14 protein-coding genes are annotated in these 15,817 nt (G+C 71.4%); 6 read left to right on the top strand and 8 right to left on the bottom strand.

The window, feature by feature from the left end; genetic code table 11:
* Positions 1 to 8 precede the first annotated feature (8 nt).
* Positions 9 to 788: a phosphate ABC transporter ATP-binding protein PstB gene (gene pstB / locus SPOPO_RS0110585; RefSeq protein WP_019874747.1), complete on the top strand. Its 780-nt coding sequence runs from the start codon at positions 9 to 11 to the stop codon at positions 786 to 788.
* On the opposite strand, the gene SPOPO_RS0110580 is transcribed toward pstB, so the two are convergent.
* Together SPOPO_RS0110580 and SPOPO_RS0110575 are read right to left on the bottom strand one after the other, a co-directional pair.
* The gene (locus tag SPOPO_RS0110580) at positions 785 to 1,783 is read right to left on the bottom strand and encodes an inorganic phosphate transporter (RefSeq protein ID WP_019874746.1); all 999 of its coding nucleotides are present in this window, start codon (positions 1,781 to 1,783) and stop codon (positions 785 to 787) included. The two genes, pstB and SPOPO_RS0110580, sit on opposite strands and share 4 nt — an antisense overlap.
* Before the next feature lie 4 nt (positions 1,784 to 1,787).
* Positions 1,788 to 2,408, bottom strand: coding sequence for a DUF47 domain-containing protein (locus SPOPO_RS0110575; protein WP_019874745.1), 621 nt, complete (start codon positions 2,406 to 2,408; stop codon positions 1,788 to 1,790).
* Between the two features lie 387 nt (positions 2,409 to 2,795).
* On the opposite strand from SPOPO_RS0110575, the gene SPOPO_RS0110570 reads away from it, so the two are divergent.
* On the top strand, positions 2,796 to 3,854 hold the full coding sequence (locus SPOPO_RS0110570) for a hypothetical protein (RefSeq protein WP_156869787.1): 1,059 nt from the start codon (positions 2,796 to 2,798) through the stop codon (positions 3,852 to 3,854).
* Between the two features lie 122 nt (positions 3,855 to 3,976).
* Here SPOPO_RS0110570 and SPOPO_RS0110565 read toward each other — a convergent pair whose 3' ends face one another.
* Both SPOPO_RS0110565 and SPOPO_RS0110560 read right to left on the bottom strand, forming a co-directional pair.
* Positions 3,977 to 5,095, bottom strand: coding sequence for a globin domain-containing protein (locus SPOPO_RS0110565; RefSeq protein WP_019874743.1), 1,119 nt, complete (start codon positions 5,093 to 5,095; stop codon positions 3,977 to 3,979).
* 117 nt (positions 5,096 to 5,212) lie between these two features.
* Complete coding sequence (locus SPOPO_RS0110560; protein ID WP_019874742.1) at positions 5,213 to 6,085, bottom strand: alpha/beta fold hydrolase; 873 nt, start codon at positions 6,083 to 6,085, stop codon at positions 5,213 to 5,215.
* Between the two features lie 193 nt (positions 6,086 to 6,278).
* Here SPOPO_RS0110560 and SPOPO_RS28930 point away from each other — a divergent pair, with 193 nt between their 5' ends.
* Positions 6,279 to 7,100, top strand: coding sequence for a PGAP1-like alpha/beta domain-containing protein (locus SPOPO_RS28930; protein ID WP_019874741.1), 822 nt, complete (start codon positions 6,279 to 6,281; stop codon positions 7,098 to 7,100).
* 251 nt (positions 7,101 to 7,351) lie between these two features.
* Positions 7,352 to 8,962, top strand: coding sequence for a M4 family metallopeptidase (locus SPOPO_RS0110550; protein WP_019874740.1), 1,611 nt, complete (start codon positions 7,352 to 7,354; stop codon positions 8,960 to 8,962).
* A 5-nt stretch (positions 8,963 to 8,967) separates the two neighbouring features.
* Here SPOPO_RS0110550 and SPOPO_RS0110545 read toward each other — a convergent pair whose 3' ends face one another.
* On the bottom strand, positions 8,968 to 10,095 hold the full coding sequence (locus SPOPO_RS0110545; protein WP_019874739.1) for an XdhC family protein: 1,128 nt from the start codon (positions 10,093 to 10,095) through the stop codon (positions 8,968 to 8,970).
* A 131-nt stretch (positions 10,096 to 10,226) separates the two neighbouring features.
* Here SPOPO_RS0110545 and SPOPO_RS0110540 point away from each other — a divergent pair, with 131 nt between their 5' ends.
* The gene (locus SPOPO_RS0110540) at positions 10,227 to 10,931 is read left to right on the top strand and encodes a response regulator transcription factor (RefSeq protein ID WP_019874738.1); all 705 of its coding nucleotides are present in this window, start codon (positions 10,227 to 10,229) and stop codon (positions 10,929 to 10,931) included.
* Positions 10,932 to 11,001: 70 nt separating this feature from the next.
* A complete protein-coding gene (locus SPOPO_RS0110535; RefSeq protein WP_245541706.1) occupies positions 11,002 to 12,480 on the top strand; it encodes a sensor histidine kinase in 1,479 nt (492 codons plus the stop codon).
* Positions 12,481 to 12,492: 12 nt separating this feature from the next.
* Here the strand turns inward: SPOPO_RS0110535 and SPOPO_RS0110530 are convergent, their stop codons facing one another.
* Genes SPOPO_RS0110530 through SPOPO_RS32685 form a run of 3 tightly spaced genes read right to left on the bottom strand, consistent with a single transcriptional unit; the run spans position 12,493 to position 15,741 of the window.
* Positions 12,493 to 13,275, bottom strand: a complete 783-nt coding sequence (locus SPOPO_RS0110530) for a YcnI family copper-binding membrane protein (protein WP_019874736.1) — start codon at positions 13,273 to 13,275, stop codon at positions 12,493 to 12,495.
* Between the two features lie 31 nt (positions 13,276 to 13,306).
* Entirely contained in the window at positions 13,307 to 15,103 is a 1,797-nt protein-coding gene (locus tag SPOPO_RS0110525) for a copper resistance CopC/CopD family protein (RefSeq protein ID WP_084670982.1), read from the bottom strand.
* The gene (locus SPOPO_RS32685) at positions 15,100 to 15,741 is read right to left on the bottom strand and encodes a zf-HC2 domain-containing protein (RefSeq protein ID WP_019874734.1); all 642 of its coding nucleotides are present in this window, start codon (positions 15,739 to 15,741) and stop codon (positions 15,100 to 15,102) included. The genes SPOPO_RS0110525 and SPOPO_RS32685 overlap by 4 nt, the downstream gene beginning before the upstream one ends.
* Positions 15,742 to 15,817 lie beyond the last annotated feature (76 nt).

The following is a 15,817-nucleotide window of genomic DNA, read 5'->3' as shown; positions in this document are numbered from 1 at the left end:
GACTTCCGATGGCCAAGCGCATCGACGTCGACTCACTGAACATCTACTACCGGGACTTCCTCGCCGTGGAGGACGTCACGATGACGATCGAGGCGCGCTCGGTGACCGCCTTCATCGGCCCGTCCGGGTGCGGCAAGTCCACCTTCCTGCGGTCGCTGAACCGCATGCACGAGGTGATCCCCGGCGCGCGCGTCCAGGGCCGCGTCGTCATCGACGGCCAGGACCTCTACGCCCCCGAGGTCGATCCCGTCCGCGTTCGCGCGTCGGTCGGCATGGTGTTCCAGAAGCCGAACCCGTTCCCCACGATGTCGATCCGGGAGAACGTCGCCGCCGGTCTGAAGCTCAACGGCAAGCGGCGGAACAAGGCCACCCTCGACGAGGTCGTCGAGCGGTCGCTGCGCGGGGCGAACCTCTGGAACGAGGTCAAGGACCGCCTCGACAAGCCGGGCGCCGGCCTGTCGGGCGGGCAGCAGCAGCGGCTGTGCATCGCCCGCGCCATCGCCGTGCAGCCGGACGTGCTGCTGATGGACGAGCCGTGCTCCGCCCTCGACCCGATCTCCACCCTCGCGATCGAGGAGCTGATCGCCGAGCTCAAGGCGAACTACACGATCGTCATCGTCACGCACAACATGCAGCAGGCCGCCCGGGTCAGCGACAGCTGCGCGTTCTTCAACATCGCCGGCACCGGCAAGCCCGGCAAGCTGATCGAGGTCGGCCCGACCGCGAAGGTCTTCTCCACCCCGGCCCAGCAGGCCACCGAGGACTACATCTCCGGCCGGTTCGGCTAACCCAGAACGGGGTTGAGCAGGTAGTACGAGCAGGCCGCGACGACGCCGGCGGCGGGGATCGTGAAGACCCACGCGAGCACGATGTTCCCGGCGACGCCCCAGCGGACCGCGGAGACCCGCTTGGTCGCGCCGGCGCCCATGACCGCCGAGGTGATCGTGTGCGTCGTCGAGATCGGCGCCGCGTACACGTAGGCGGTCGTGTAGAGCACGCCGGCCGCGACGGTCTCGGAGGCGAACCCGCGGGGCGGGTCGAGGTCGATGATCCGGCGGCCGAGCGTTCGCATGATCCGCCAGCCGCCGGCGTAGGTGCCGAGCGAGATCGCGGCGGCCGAGGACACGGTCACCCAGATCGGGATCCCGCCGTCGGCGTCGACGTGATTCGTCGTCAGCAGGGCCAGGAAGATGACACCCATCGTCTTCTGGACGTCCTGGATGCCGTGCCCGAGCGCCATCGCGGTGGCCGACACCGTCTGGGCGACCCGGAAGCCCCGGTTCAGCGGGTTCGGCTTCCCCTTGCGGAAGATCCAGAGGATCGCGGTCATCAGCGCGAACGCCGCGAAGAACCCGAAGACCGGGGAGATGACCATCGGGATCAGGATCTTGTCCCGGATCCCGGCCCACTTCACGTCGATCCCGCCCGCGAGGGCCGCGCCGATCAGGCCGCCGAACAGGGCGTGCGAGGACGAGCTCGGGAGCCCGAAGTACCAGGTGATCAGGTTCCAGGCGATCGCGCCGACCAGCGCCCCGAGCACCACGACGAGGCCGTGCTGGCCCTCGGGGGTGGCGATGATGCCCTTCCCGACCGTGCTCGCGACCTGGGTCCCGAGGAAGGCGCCGATGAAGTTCATGACGGCGGCCATGAGCAGGGCGACGCGCGGGGTGAGGGCGCGCGTGGAGATCGAGGTCGCGATCGCGTTCGCGGAGTCGTGGAACCCGTTGGTGTAGCCGAAGCCCAGCGCGAACAGGACGACGCAGACCGTCGTGACGTCCTCCACCGGGTCAGGACTCCTTGACGGCGATGCTCTCGACGGTGTTGGCCACGTTCTCGAACGCGTCCGCGGCCGCCTCGAGCTGGTCGACGACCTCCTTGAGCTTGAGGACCATCAGAGCGTCGTACTCACCGCTGTAGAGCTTCGCGAGCAGCCGGCGGTAGATCGCGTCGCCCGTGTTCTCCAGACGGTTGATCTCGATCCAGTACTCGCGCAGGTTCTTCATGACACGCAGGCGGGGCATCGCCTCCGCCGTCACCTCGGCCGCGCGCTCCAGCATCTCGACCTGGTCGGCCAGACCGGCCGGCAACTCGACGATGTTGTAGAGCACGACGAGGTCGACGGCCGCCTCCATGGCGTCCATGACGTCGTCGAGGCTCGACGCGAGGCGGTAGATGTCCTCACGGTCGAACGGCGTGATGAACGAGGAGTTGACCTCGTTCATGATCGCGTGGGTGATCTCGTCGCTCGCGTGCTCGGCGACCTTCATGCGGTCACCGATCGCGGCCCGCTCCGCCGGGCTGGAGCCCAGCAGCTCGGTCAGGATCTTGACGCCGACCAGCAGGTTCGCCGCCGAGGCCGCGAACATGTCGTAGAACGCGTTCGCCCGGGGGGTGACGCGAAACTTCACGAGGAACTCCGGTCCGGATCGAGAAGGGGGACCTGCCGCCGGAATGCTACGCACCCTGGGCGACCGGACGGTGCGGCGGCTCCGGCACGCACGCTCACGCTGTGGCGAGGCTCTCGCGGTCGCGGCCGCGCCCCCGCTCCGGATTCCGGCCTGTCTCTTAGTGAATCCACAGCCTGCGCAGCGTGACGCATGCCCGGAATCGGCGTTGATGTGCGTAGAGCACGTTTGTGTCCCGAATCCCAGGGCGGAGAGGTGCTCACGAACAGTCACCGTGCGGTTACAGAATCGGCCTGCCCGCTACGGTGTGAAACGTCCCCGCAATTCGGGCCGATAGTGCGATCAGGTCCTACATCCCCACGCACGGATCACACCCGCAGGAGTTCTCCAGTGCCCAAGTCCCTTCGCAGCAGCCTTGTCCCGGGTCTCGCTGTCGCCGCTACGCTCGCTCTGACCGGTGGGGTGCTCGCTACCCCCGCCGCTGCGGCGGAAACGGCCAAGAAGCCCAAGTTCGACATCAACCAGATCGGCTACAACGAGGCGATGCGCTCCGGCGCCATCGAGTGGTACGCCGAGATCCCCCGCCAGCTCCCGCAGAACATGGGCTACGCCCGTGTGGCGCTGGTCAAGGACATCCAGGAGGCGTCGCCGCGCTGCATCGCCGACGGTGCCGGGTACTGGCTCGACGACATCCTGGAGGAAGGCGTCCTCAAGGGCGGTGCCGCGCCGATCGGCGAGGGCCAGACCGCCACCGACGCCAGCCCGTACGACAACCCGACCATTCACCGCGAGTTCCGCCCGGCCGGCGCAGCCGCGGGTGGGGCGTCGTCCGACCGGACGCCGAAGTTCCCGGCGAACGGCAACGGCCCGCTGTGGACCTCGAAGTGCAACCCGGACTACTTCGGCGGCTCCGGCACCGGCGACACGATCAACGCCTCCGGCGTCCGGATCGCGGGCAGCTCGGTGACCTCGCAGGTCGACCCGGCCACCGGCATCTACACGAGCACCGGCCGCGCCTACATCACCGGCATCAACGGCGCGTTCGACACGATCACCTCGCTCATGCAGGTCACGCACGTGCCCAGCCAGGAGCCGAAGGTCACCTACCGGATGTCCTTCTTCGACTCCTCGGCGAGCAACAGCGCCTTCGCGAGCGACGGCGTGACGTTCTTCGGTTCCGCGGTCCCGGCCAGCGAGCTCGTCGACCAGTTCAACAGCCAGTCGGCCTCGTTCTCGCAGTCGGCCTCGGCCCTCGGCCCGGCGGGCCTGCAGATCCTGTCCCCGCAGGTCTACGCGGACCAGGACAACGGCCTGACGACGATCACCGCCCCCGCGGCGGCCGGCAACCTGGGCTTCGCCGCCCGCGCCGGCACGGTCGGCCAGAACTTCGGCGCCCGCTTCGCCACCATCACCTGGTGGGGCGACAACGTCAGCGCCGACGCCCTGTAACTCACGCGCTGCAGGTCCCAGCACCACACGACCGGCGCGGTCCCTCCCGGGGCCGCGCCGGCCGCTGTTTCAGACCCCACCCGCAACGGCGAGCGCAACGCGCGCGGAGCGCGCCAACCAACTCAGTAGCGAATATCGCCGAAGGTGTCGAACTTGACCCGGGAGACGGAGATGCCGCGGGCGAGGAGGCGGTCGATGGTGCCGCGGACCATGTCCGGGGAGCCGGCGACGAAGACGTCGTGGTCGGTCCAGTCGCCGTGGGCGAGGGCGATGTCGCCGATCATGCCCTGCTCACCGTCGTACCGGTCGTCGTGGGAGACGGCGGGGACGAGGTTGAGCCAACTGTTCTCGGCGGCGAGGGCCTGCATCGCCTCGAGGTCGTAGAGCCCCTCGGGGCGGCGGGCGCCGAAGAAGAGGTGGACGCGGCGGTACCAGTTCCACCGGGCCATGTCCTCGATGATCGCCTTCATCGGGGCGAGGCCGGTGCCGCCGGCGATGCAGACGAGGTCGCGGGTCGAGGTGCGGTCGGCGACCATCGTCCCGGTCGAGTGCCCGAGCCGGACGACGTCGCCGAGGCGGGCCTTGTTGACCAGCGCCTGGCTGACCCACCCGGCGTCGACGCCGTGGACGTGGAGCTCGATCAGGCCGTCCTTGCGGGGCGCGTTGGCCATCGAGTAGTTGCGCCAGACGCGGGGCCACCACGGGGTCTCGACCGAGACGTACTGCCCGGCCTCGTACGGGTAAGGCTGGTCGGGCTTGAGCCACATCACGGCGACGTCGCTGGAACGCTGCTCGTGGGCGACGATCTCGGCGAGCCACCAGTCCGGGGTGTCGAGCGCGGCGCGACGGGAGGCCTCGATCATCGCCTCGGCGGCGACGCTGTAGGCGGAGACCCAGGCGGCCTCGACCTCGGGGGTCCAGGCGTCCCCGGCGTACCGCTTGAGCGCGGCGATCAGAGCGCGGCCGACGGCCTCGTAGTGGGCCGGCTTCGCACCGAACTTGCGGTGGTCGCGACCGAGCTGCTCGAGGAAGTTCGTGAGGAACTCGGGCCGGTCGATGCCCTGGACGATGCGGATGATCGCGCCGAGGAGGCGGTCGCGCTGGATGTCCATGTAGGGCGGGAACATCTCGCGGACACCGGGGTTCTCGATGAACAGGCGCGCGTAGAAGTACCCGGCGACCTTGTCGGCAACCGGCTCGACCGCTTCGAAGCTTTCCTTGATCAGCCGCGGATCCAGCACGGATCGACGATACCCCTCGGATTTGTCGTAGCGATCACGAACGAGCCATTCAGGGCAACCCCGAATGGCGGTGTCGGTGCAATCTGATGGGTCGTAACCCGGACAAACCCGCTGCAATCACGTCGCGCGGGCGGCGGTCCGGTCGATCGCGTCGAGTAGGACAGGCCACAGTTCGCGCGGCATGTCGTGCCCCATGCCCGGGATGAGGACGAGCTCGGCGCCCGGGATCGCGCGTGCCGTGGCCTTCCCGCCGGAGACGTGCACCAGGGGGTCGGCGGTGCCGTGGACGACGGTGGTGGGGACGCGGATCCGGCCCAGGTCGGCGGTTCGGTCCGGCGCGGAGACGATCGCGGCGAGCTGGCGCATCGTCCCGGCCGGGTTGAGGCCGTAGGCGTAGGTCCGGCGCGCGCGGGCGGTCTGCCGCTCGAGGTTGGACTCGTAGTACCGGGGCGAGCCGATGCGTTTGAAGCCCTCGAGGTTGCGCGCGACGTAGGCGTCCTCACCCTCGGGGATCGTGCGGAACATCGAGACCAGCACCTTCGCCGAGATGCGCCCGACCTTGCGCGAGCCGGTCGTCGACATGATCGACACGAGGGAGGCGACGCGCTCCGGGTGCCGGATCGCGAGCAGCTGCGCGATCATCCCGCCCATCGAGACCCCGACGACGTGAGCGCGCTCGACGCCGAGGTGCTGCAGCAGACCGGCGGCGTCGGCGGCCATGTCCTCGAGCGTGTACTCGGGCACGACCCGGCGCAGGTAGGCCGGGACGAGCCGCGCCGGGGCGGTGCCGGCGCTGGAGCGCCCGCAGTCCCGGTTGTCGAAGCGGATGACGCGGAAGCCGCGCTCGGCCAGCTCGGTGCAGAAGTCGTCCTCCCACCAGAACATGGGGCCGCCCAGGCCCATGACCAGCAGAACGGTCGGATCGGTGGGCTTTCCGAACTCCTCGTAACAGAGCTCGATCTCGTTGACACGCGCTGTAGTCGGCGCCACGGACAAACTCCCCCTCCCGGACACTCTGCTCCCCAGAGGCCCCACAAGTTTCCCCGAAAAATGCTCACTTCCCGGCGCCGATTCACGCTCGGTGACCTAGCCTCCAAATTACGGGAACGTGTCCGTTGTCTCCCGCGTCACAGCACCGACCAGCACCACCCCGGCACCACCGCCCGACCGCAAGGAGGCCGCGATGAAGTTCGTGAGCCGTATCCCGACCGGCTTCGGCACGCTCCTGTGCCCCGAAGGGTTCGCCGGCCCGCGCGGAACGCGCGCCCTGCTGGACGAACGCCGCACGGTCGCCGAGGGCCGCACGCTGCTGCGCGACCCGATCTGGACCGACCCGGGCACGCCTCACGGTGAGCACCGCCCGGTGATGCTGCTCCCCGGCTTCATGAGCGGCGACTACTCGATGAGCCTGCTCTCCCGCTGGCTGCGGCGCGCGGGCTACGCCCCGCTGCGCTCGCAGGTCCGCCTGAACGTCGAATGCTCACGGAACACGCTCGAGCGCCTGACGCGCCGCGTGGAGATCGCGGCGCTGCACGAGAACCGCCCGATCACTCTGATCGGCCACAGCCTCGGCGGCATCTACGCCAAGACGATCGCCATGCGCCGGCCCGAGCTGGTGAACGGCGTCGTCGCGCTCGGCAGTCCGCTGCTCGCCCCGACGGCCAGTCACAAGCTGCTGCTCGCGGACGTCGCGTTGCTGTCCGCGCTGAACCGCGCGGGCCTGAAGAAGCTGATGAACGCGGACTGCGTCCACGGCGAGTGCGCGGCCGACTCCCGAGCGGAGCTGGCCGGACCCTTCCCCGCGCACATCCCGTTCCTGTCGGTGTACTCCCGCTCCGACGGGATCATCGACTTCAAGGCGGCGCAGGACCCCACCGCCCAGCACGTCGAGGTCGACGGCAGCCACTGCGGCATGACCGTCAACCCGGGCGTCTACCGCGCGCTGGCCGAGCACCTGCCGGCGCTGACCGGGCTCCGGCCCGCGAAGCCGGGGGCCGCCGCCTAGGAGCCGCCTAGTTGCGTGCGCGGGGTCCGGCGGGGTACTACGAAATCAGCCCGTTCCACGCCGGGGCGGGCGATTTAACCGGAATGCCCCCGGGAGCCGTCATCATGGTCCAGGATGAGCCCAATCCAGGCCGGGGGGCTGCGATGACCAGGGGACGGTTCCGCTCCGCATCGTGGGCGCTGTTGGGCGCTCTGCTGATCACCGCGGGGGCGGGGCTGGGGTCGGCCTCCTCCGCCTCCGGATCCACTTCCTTGAGCCCAGCGGAGCAGCTCCGCTCGGACACTCTCACCGCCGCCGTCGATGCGCTTCGCGCGCACGGCGGCGGTCTTGGTTTCGGGCGCGGTGGGCCCCAGGACCTCGGGCCCGAACTCGGCGTCGTCGTCAGCGACGTCGTGACCGAGGCGTCCGGCGCGAGCCACGTCCGGATGCACCGCACCTACGCCGGCCTCCCCGTGCTCGGCGGCGATCTCGTCGTGCACCGCACCGCGGACGGCGCGTGGGACGACGCGAGCGCGACCTTCCGCTCGCCGATCTCGCTCGACCTGACCCCGGTGGTCAGCCCGGCGGCGGCGACCACGACCGTCCTCACGACGACGCGGGGCATCACCGGCCTGCTGCCCGTGACGACGCCGACGCTGGTCGTCGACGCGGTGACGACGCGCGCCGCCGCGGATCGCAGCGGAACTGACGCCGCCTCACCTGCGCTCGCGTGGGACGTCCTCACCGCCGGCACCCAGGCGGACGGCACGCCCTCGCTGCGCCACACGTACGTCGACGCGGTGACCGGCAAGGTCCGGCTCGTCGACGAGGAGATCCACACCGCCGACGGCGTGGGGTCCAGTCTCTACTCCGGGCGGGTGCCGCTGAGCACCGTCCTCAACACGGACGCCTACGAGCTGCGCGACCTCACCCGCGGCGGCAACTACGTCGGGGACGTCGACAACCGCACCGACGACTGCCTGCCGATCCTGCTGCCGTTGTGCACGTCGACCGCCCCGGGCAAGACGTTCACCGATCCGGACAACGACTGGGGCAACGGCAGCGTCCTCGACCGCCAGACCGTCGCGGTCGACGCGCAGTACGGCGCGGCGGTCACGTGGGACTACTTCGCCAAGATCCACAACCGCCTCGGCAACGCCAACGACGGCGTCGGGGTCTACAGCCGCGTGCACTACGGCAACAACTACGCGAACGCGTTCTGGAACGACAACTGCCGGTGCATGACGTTCGGCGACGGCGACGGCAAGGAACTGGGCGCCCTGGTCTCGCTCGACATCGCCGGGCACGAGATCACCCACGGCCTCACCTCGCGGACCGCGGCGTTGATGAACAGCGGCGAGTCCGGCGGCCTCAACGAGGCGACCAGCGACATCTTCGGCACGATGATCGAGTTCTACGCGCGGAACACCAAGGACGTCGCCGACTACCTCGTCGGCGAGATGCCGCAGCGGAGGACCACCCCGAAGGCGATCCGGTACATGTACCGGCCGAGTCTCGACAAGTCGTCACCTGACTGCTGGTCAGCCAAGGTCCAGAACCTCGGTGTCCACAACGCCGCGGGCATCGGCAACCACTTCTTCTACCTGCTCGCCGAAGGCAGCAAGGCCAAGAACATCCTCAGCGTCGAGTACCGCAGCCCGACCTGCAACGACGAGCGCCTGACCGGCATCGGCCGGGAGAAGGCCGCCGCGATCTGGTACCGCGCCCTCACGCTCTACTTCACGAGCGCGACGGACTACTTCGACGCCCGCACCGCGACCCTCAAGGCCGCCGAGGACCTGCATGGCCCCCGCAGCGACGAGGCCGCCGCCGTCGCCGCCAGCTGGGACGCCGTCAACGTCGTCCCGAGCATCCGTCGCTAGGGCCCTCAGGCGTCGACGGCGAGGGACTCGCGGTGGATCGCGCCCTCGACCTGGCGGAGTTCCTTGCCGGTGCCGCCCCAGCGCTTGCTGATCATCTCGGCGGCGATGGAGATCGCGGTCTCCTCCGGCGTCCGGGCGCCGATGTCGAGGCCGATCGGGGAGTACAGCCGAGCGAGCTCGTCCTCGGTGACGCCCTCGGCGCGCAGCCGCGCGAGCCGGTCCTCGTGGGTCCGGCGTGAGCCCATCGCGCCGATGTAGGCGGCGTCGGTCCGCAGCGCGAGCTTGAGGACCGGGACGTCGAACTTCGGGTCGTGCGTGAGGACGCAGATGACGGTCCGCTCGTCGACCTTGCCGGCGGCGAGTTGGGCCTCCAGGTAACGGTGGGGCCACTCGACGACGACCTCGTCGGCCTCCTTGAACCGCTTCGCGGTGGCGAACACGGGCCGGGCGTCGCAGACGGTCACGTGGTAGCCGAGGAACTTCCCGGCGCGGGTGACGGCGGCGGCGAAGTCGATCGCGCCGAAGACCAGCATCCGCGGGGCCGGCGAGAACGACTGGACGAACACGGCGAGCTCGATACCGAGGCGCTCGCCGTCCGGCCCGTAGCGGAGCAGACCCGAGTGGCCCTGGGAGAGCTGGCCACGGCCGTCGTCGAGCACAGCGGCGTCGAGGCGCTCGGAGCCGAGGGAGCCGCTGTGCCGGTCCGGCCAGATGATCATCCGCGCGCCGACCTGGCCGGGGCCGTACACGACGGTCGCGACGGCGATCGGGGAGTCGGCGTCGATGGCCGCGACGACCTCGTCGAACTCGGGGTACTCCGTGGGCGAGACCCGCTCGACGAACATGTCGATGATCCCGCCGCAGGTCAGGCCGACCGCGAAGGCGTCGTCGTCGGAGTAGCCGTAGGTCTGGAAGACCGGCGCGCCGGAGCCCAGGACCTCCTGGCCGAGCTCGTAGACCGCGCCCTCGACACACCCGCCGGACACACTTCCCACCGCCTCGCCGCCGGCGGAGATGGCCATCGCGGCGCCGGGTTGGCGGGGGGCGCTCTTGGAGATGTTCACGACCGTGGCCAGCGCAAATGACTCACCGGCGGTGTACCAGCGCCGGATCTCGTCGAGAACGTCCCGCATGAAAACTGAGGTTACCTAAGCAACGCGCCGAAAGATTTGGCCGCGCGGACAGGGTGTCTCGGGGACCTCCCAGGAAACGTTCAGTTCCACCACATGAGATGGACCCTGCAGTCGATCGCGGAGGGGAAACCATGAGCGACGAGGACGGCCCGCAGCGCTTGCTGGTGGTGGACGACGAGGAGAACATCGTCGAGCTGTTGAGCACGTCGCTGCGCTACGCCGGGTTCGAGGTCGCAACGGCCCGCAACGGCGAGGAGGCCCTCGAGGCCGTCGGCAGCTTCGACCCCGACCTGCTCGTGCTCGACGTGATGATGCCGGACATCTCCGGCTTCGGCGTCGTGAAGAAGCTGCGGGCGCAGGGCTCGACGGTGCCGGTCGTCTTCCTGACCGCCCGGGACGCGACCGAGGACCGGATCTCCGGCCTCACGCTCGGCGGCGACGACTACGTCACCAAGCCGTTCAGCCTCGACGAGGTCATCGCCCGCATCCGCGCCGTGCTGCGCCGGACCGCGCGGCCGGAGCCGGCGGCCCCGCCGCGGCTGGTCTTCGCCGACCTGGAGCTCGACACCGAGACCCACGAGGTGTGGCGGGCCGGGCAGAGCGTCATGCTGTCCCCGACGGAGTTCAAGCTCCTGCGCTACTTCATGACCAACCCGCGCCGGGTGCTGTCGAAGGCTCAGATCCTGGACCACGTCTGGAACTACGACTTCAACGGCGAAGTGAACATCGTGGAGTCCTACGTGTCGTACCTGCGACGCAAGATCGACACCGTCGAGCCCCGCCTGCTGCACACCTTGCGGGGCGTCGGGTACGTGCTGCGCCTGCCTCCGTCGTGAGCGAGCGCAGCGAGCTCACCCTCGGCACTGAGCCCGGCTCCGCGAGGACGAAGTCCGTGGCGGAGACGAGGTGAGTCCCCGGGCCCGGCTGCGCGGGATGTCCGCGCAGGTCCCACTCCGGGTCAAGCTGATGGCCGCGCTGCTGGTCCTCACCACGGCGGCCGTCGGCATCACCGGCGCGACCGCGACCGCGGTGCTCCGCGACTACCTCGTCGACCGCCTCGACAACCGGCTGGAGCTCTACACGAACACGGCGATGCCGTACATGAGCCAGCCCGTGCCGGCCCCGGCCACCTCGGCGCTGACGCTGCCGCGGCTGCCCAACCCGTACTTCCTCATCACCTGGGACGCCGAGGGCAACGAACTGCGGCGCGAGAACGCGCAGTTCGAGGCGCCCGGCGCGGCGCCCCGGCTGAAGCCGGTCAGTCTGGCCGAGGCCGAGGCCAAGGCCGGCGCGCCGTACGACGTCGAGTCCCTCGGCGGCAACCAGCCCGACTGGCGCGCGCTGCTGACGCCGCTGCCCGACGGCCAGGGCAGCTTGATGGTCGCGGTCAGCCTCAACGAGGTCGACATCACCGTCTCCCGGCTGACGCGCATCCTGATCGCGGTCGGGCTGTCCGTCCTCACCCTCGTCGCGGTGCTGGCGTACGCCATCGTGCGCAGCAGCCTGCGCCCGCTCCGTGAGGTGGAGACCACCGCGCAGGCGATCGCCGCCGGCGACCTGTCCCGCCGCGTCCCCGACCACCCCCACCGGACCGAGGTCGGGCAGCTCTCCTCGGCGGTCAACGGCATGCTCACGCAGATCGAGTCCGCGGTCCGCGAGCGGGAGAGCGCGGCCGCCGAGGCGCGCACGTCGGAGAAGCGGATGCGGCAGTTCGTCACCGACGCGAGCCACGAGCTCCGGACGCCGCTGACGTCGATCCGCGGCTTCGCCGAGCTCTACCGCCAGGGTGCCGCCGGCCCGGACCAGATGCCGTCGCTGCTGCGCCGGATCGAGGACGAGGCGACCCGCATGGGTCTGCTCGTCGAGGACCTCCTCCTGCTCGCCCGGCTCGACCAGCAGCGGCCGCTGCGGCAGGAGCCCGTCGACCTCGTCACCGTCGCGACCGACGCCGTCCACGCCGCCCGGGCCGCGGACCCGGACCGGCCGATCGAGGTGGGCATGCTGGGCGGCGACGAGCCGCCCGGCGTCATCGGCGACGAGGGCCGGCTGCGCCAGATCGCGGACAATCTCGTCTCCAACGCGTGCACCCACACCCCGCCCGGGACGCCGGTCCGGGTCGGGGTCGGCGCCGAGGTGGTCGACGGGCAGCACTGGGCGATCCTCGAGGTCGCCGACTCCGGGCCGGGGCTCTCCGAGGAGGAACGGGACCGCGTCTTCGAGCGCTTCTACCGGACCGACTCCTCCCGTGCCCGGAGCACGGGAGGAACCGGTCTCGGTCTGTCGATCGTCGCCGCCCTCGTCGCCGCCCACGGCGGGGAGGTCACCGTCGACTCCGCCCCCGGCCGGGGCGCGACGTTCCGGGTCCGGATCCCCGCCCTGTCCTGACCCGACGGTCCGTCAGAACGCCGGCGGGGCCGAGGAATTGCTGCGGCGACCGAGCGCCATCCCGGCGATGCCGCCGGCGATCAGGGCGAGGACGATGCCGGCGATCGCGAGCCCGATCGCGGCATTGACCTGACCGTTGGACGGGCCGTCCTCGACCTCGCTCGCCGCGGTGCGCGCCTCGAGCGCGACGGTCTTCGCCTCCTCGGCGGCGGCCTTGGCCTCGTCGATCTTCGCGGTGTCGCCCGCCGCCGGGGCGCCGGTGGAGCCGGCCGGGGTCAGCGTGAGAACGGGCGCCGGCTTCTCGGGCTCCTCGGTCGAGCCCTCGGCCGCCTCCTCGATCCAGCGGACGACCTCGCCGCCCTCGTAGGTCTGCAGCGCCTTGAACACCATCTGATCGGTGGTGGGCAGCGGGCCGACGCTGACCGGGAAGACGTCGAACTCGCCGGGCGCGATGCGCGTGCCCTGCGCGGCGGTCCAGGTCACCTTCGCGACGCGCTCGGAGACCTCCTCGCCGTGCACGGTCAGCGGCTGGTCCGTCGCGGCCTTCTCCACGGCCACCGTCCAGCCCGGCTTCGGCTGGTACGACACGCTCGCCAGCGGCTGATCGGCGGGGAACTCGACCTCGAGCTTGGTCGTCCCGGCGTCGTCCCGCTCGTTGGGGACCTTGAACGTCAGCGTCGCGTAGCCGCCCTGCTGGGCCGTACCCGGCTGGACGGTGACGTGCGCGGCCGCGGGGAGGGCGGCCGCGGCGAGGCCGGCGAGGGCCAGGGCGGCGGTGGTGAGGACTCGGCGCATCGTGGGGTTCTCTTTCTGCAGTGGTGCGGAATCAGGCGGGGGCGAGGGGGATCTCCACCGACCCGACGCCGGCGTCGGTCTCGGTGGTGCGGACCGTCACGGTGATCTTCCAGGTACCGGACAGGAGCATCGGCGTCGCGTCCACGGTGAACCGGCCGGGCTCCGCCCGGACGGCCGACAGGGTGATGGGGGCGATGCCCCCGGACGGCAGCGCGGCGGTGACGTTGACCTCGGGCGGGTCGACGATCTCGCCGTCCAGCGAGCGCACGGTGAGGGTGAGGACCGCGGAGCCCGCGCGGGCCGGATCGGCGACCACCTCCACCCGGACGTCGTTGGGAAGCTCGATCGAGGCGGACGCCGGGCCCACCGTCGCCGGGGATTCGGAGCCGTGGCCGGCATGGCCTGCCGCGCCGCCGGTCACGTGGTTGTCGTAGTGGTCCTCGCCGTGCTCGGCGTGCCCGCCACCCGGGGTCGTGACGACCAGGGCCGAGGTCGCGGCGAGGACGGCGGCGGCGAGACCGAGCTCGAGGGCGACGGAGCGGCGCAGCGTCCGGACGTCGGCGTCGGGACGCTCGGCGAGCGCCGCCCCGAGCGAGGCGCTGACGAGCGGCGCCGGCGTGGCGGCGCCCATCGCCCGGACCCGGCGACGGCCGAACTCCGCCACGGCGAGGAGCAGCACGAGGCCGACGGCCTTCGCGAGCACCCAGCGGCCGTACTCGGTGTCGTAGAGCGCCTCGATCGACCGCAGTTCGCGCCAGGCCTGGATGCTGCCGGCGACCGCGAGCACTCCGACCGCGGTCATCGCCACCGGCGACCAGCGCGCCAGCACGGCCGGGCAGTCCGCCGGCGGACGGGGGAGCAGGTGCACGGCGAGCACGAGCAGGCCCCCGACCCACAGCGCGACCGCGCCGAAGTGCACGGCGTCGAGGGCCGTGGTCGCCCACGGGTACTCCCCGACCGCCGGGTGCCCCGAGCGCGCGTAGGTGAGCAGCACCCCGAACCCGGCCAGGCCCGCGACCACCAGGGCGACGGGCGAACGGCGCGCGAGCAGCAGCCCCGCCCCGAGGACCACGAGGAGCGCGAGGCGGGCGAGCGCCGCCTCGCCGTAGGTCGTGTCGAGGACGGTGTCGATCTCGTCGAAGCCGTCGGCCAGCCCCCCGCCGACGCTGCGGGCCGACTGCAGCGGCAGGCTCGCGAGCGTGGTGACGAGGACCAGTGCCCCACCGGCGGCGGTCAGCCCGCGCAGGACGGGGTCGCCCGCACTCTCGCGGCGGCAGAGCACGACGAAGGCGGGGACGCCGAGCAGCAGAACGACCCCGGCGTACCCGGCCCAGCGGTTGACGCCGGCCACCGCCGAGACGACCGAGTCCCCCCCGCCGCCCACGGCCTCCGCGACGCGGTCCGCGGACGCGGCGGTCGCGGTCTCGCCGAGCGTGAACGTGATGGCGCCGGCGATCGGATGCGAGTCGGCGGAGATCACCCGGTAGACGAAGACGTAGCCGGCGTCGGGCAGCGGCCCCGGGATCGGTACCCGGAGGGTGTTGCCCTCGACGACGGTCCGGCCGAGCGCCGCCTCGGTGCCGTCGGCCGCGATCAGCTTCATCGCGCCGGGCACCTGGGTGATCGACTCGGTGAACCGCAGCGTGAGTTCCTCCGGCGCGGTGTCGAGCGCGGCCCCGGACGTAGGGCTGGAGGAGATCAGTTCGGCGTGCGCCGCGGCCGGGCCGGCGGCTCCCACGCCGGCCGCGAACCACGTCAGCAGAAAAAGCAACAGGGCGGCGAGGCGCCCTGTGCGCCTGCCGCCCGCCCCGAGCGGGGCCGGTCTCATGCGGCCCGCCGGACCCGGGCCGGGCGTCCGTCCGCGCCGACGGTGTCGGCCGACCGTGGGCCGGGGTGGTCCGCGGTCCGCTCGAGGCGGGAGATCGCCACGAGCACAACCACCCCGGCCAGCACGATCCCGTGCGGCCACTCCTCCGAGAGCTGGGCGGCGCCGTCCAGGAGGTGACGTGTCGTCACCAGTGCGGTCAGCAGGCCGGCGATGCCCAGCATCGGCACCAGCGCGGCCGCCCGCGCCGGCTTTCTCGCGACCGAGAGGAAGCCGACACCGACCGCGATGCTCCACGTGCCGAGCTCGCTGCCGGTGTGCCAGCGTCCGAGCAGGTCCGGCGAGGCCAGACCGATCTCCACCGCCGCGATCACGACCAGCACCCAGCGCAGCACGAGCGTCGGGACGACCCGCCGGCGGCGGGGGTCGGCCGCCGCCGCGGCCAGGATCGCGGAGGTGAGGTCCGGAACCTCGTCGGCCGGTCGCAGCCGGAGACTCCGGTGGAGTGCGGCCAGCGCTTCGGCGTGGTCGCAGCACGCCGAGCACGTGGCCAGGTGGGCGTCGAGCATCGCCTCGTCCACCCCGAGCGGCTCGGAGTCGAGCCGCGCCGAGAGGGCCGTGCGCCAGCGCTCGCAGTCCATGCCGAAGGAGTCGCCGGCGCGAGCGGGCCAGTTCCCGGGGGCCGCCGAAATTTCTCCGGGCGGGCGTCCTGCGGCA

This window comes from Sporichthya polymorpha DSM 43042 (assembly GCF_000384115.1).
GTDB classification, from domain to species: domain Bacteria; phylum Actinomycetota; class Actinomycetes; order Sporichthyales; family Sporichthyaceae; genus Sporichthya; species Sporichthya polymorpha.
Note: the sequence above shows the minus strand (reverse complement) of the source record. Positions and strands in the feature narration are given on the sequence as shown.

Bases quoted from the DNA above. Each gene is read 5' to 3' on its own strand.
- SPOPO_RS0110545 (WP_019874739.1), bottom strand. From the start codon at position 10,095: ATGCGGGACGTTCTCGACGAGATCCGGCGCTGGTACACCGCCGGTGAG.
- SPOPO_RS28930 (WP_019874741.1), top strand. From the start codon at position 6,279: ATGAAGTTCGTGAGCCGTATCCCGACCGGCTTCGGCACGCTCCTGTGC.
- pstB (WP_019874747.1), top strand. From the start codon at position 9: ATGGCCAAGCGCATCGACGTCGACTCACTGAACATCTACTACCGGGAC.
- SPOPO_RS0110540 (WP_019874738.1), top strand. From the start codon at position 10,227: ATGAGCGACGAGGACGGCCCGCAGCGCTTGCTGGTGGTGGACGACGAG.
- SPOPO_RS0110530 (WP_019874736.1), bottom strand. From the start codon at position 13,275: ATGCGCCGAGTCCTCACCACCGCCGCCCTGGCCCTCGCCGGCCTCGCC.
- SPOPO_RS0110525 (WP_084670982.1), bottom strand. From the start codon at position 15,103: ATGAGACCGGCCCCGCTCGGGGCGGGCGGCAGGCGCACAGGGCGCCTC.
- SPOPO_RS32685 (WP_019874734.1), bottom strand. From the start codon at position 15,741: ATGGACTGCGAGCGCTGGCGCACGGCCCTCTCGGCGCGGCTCGACTCC.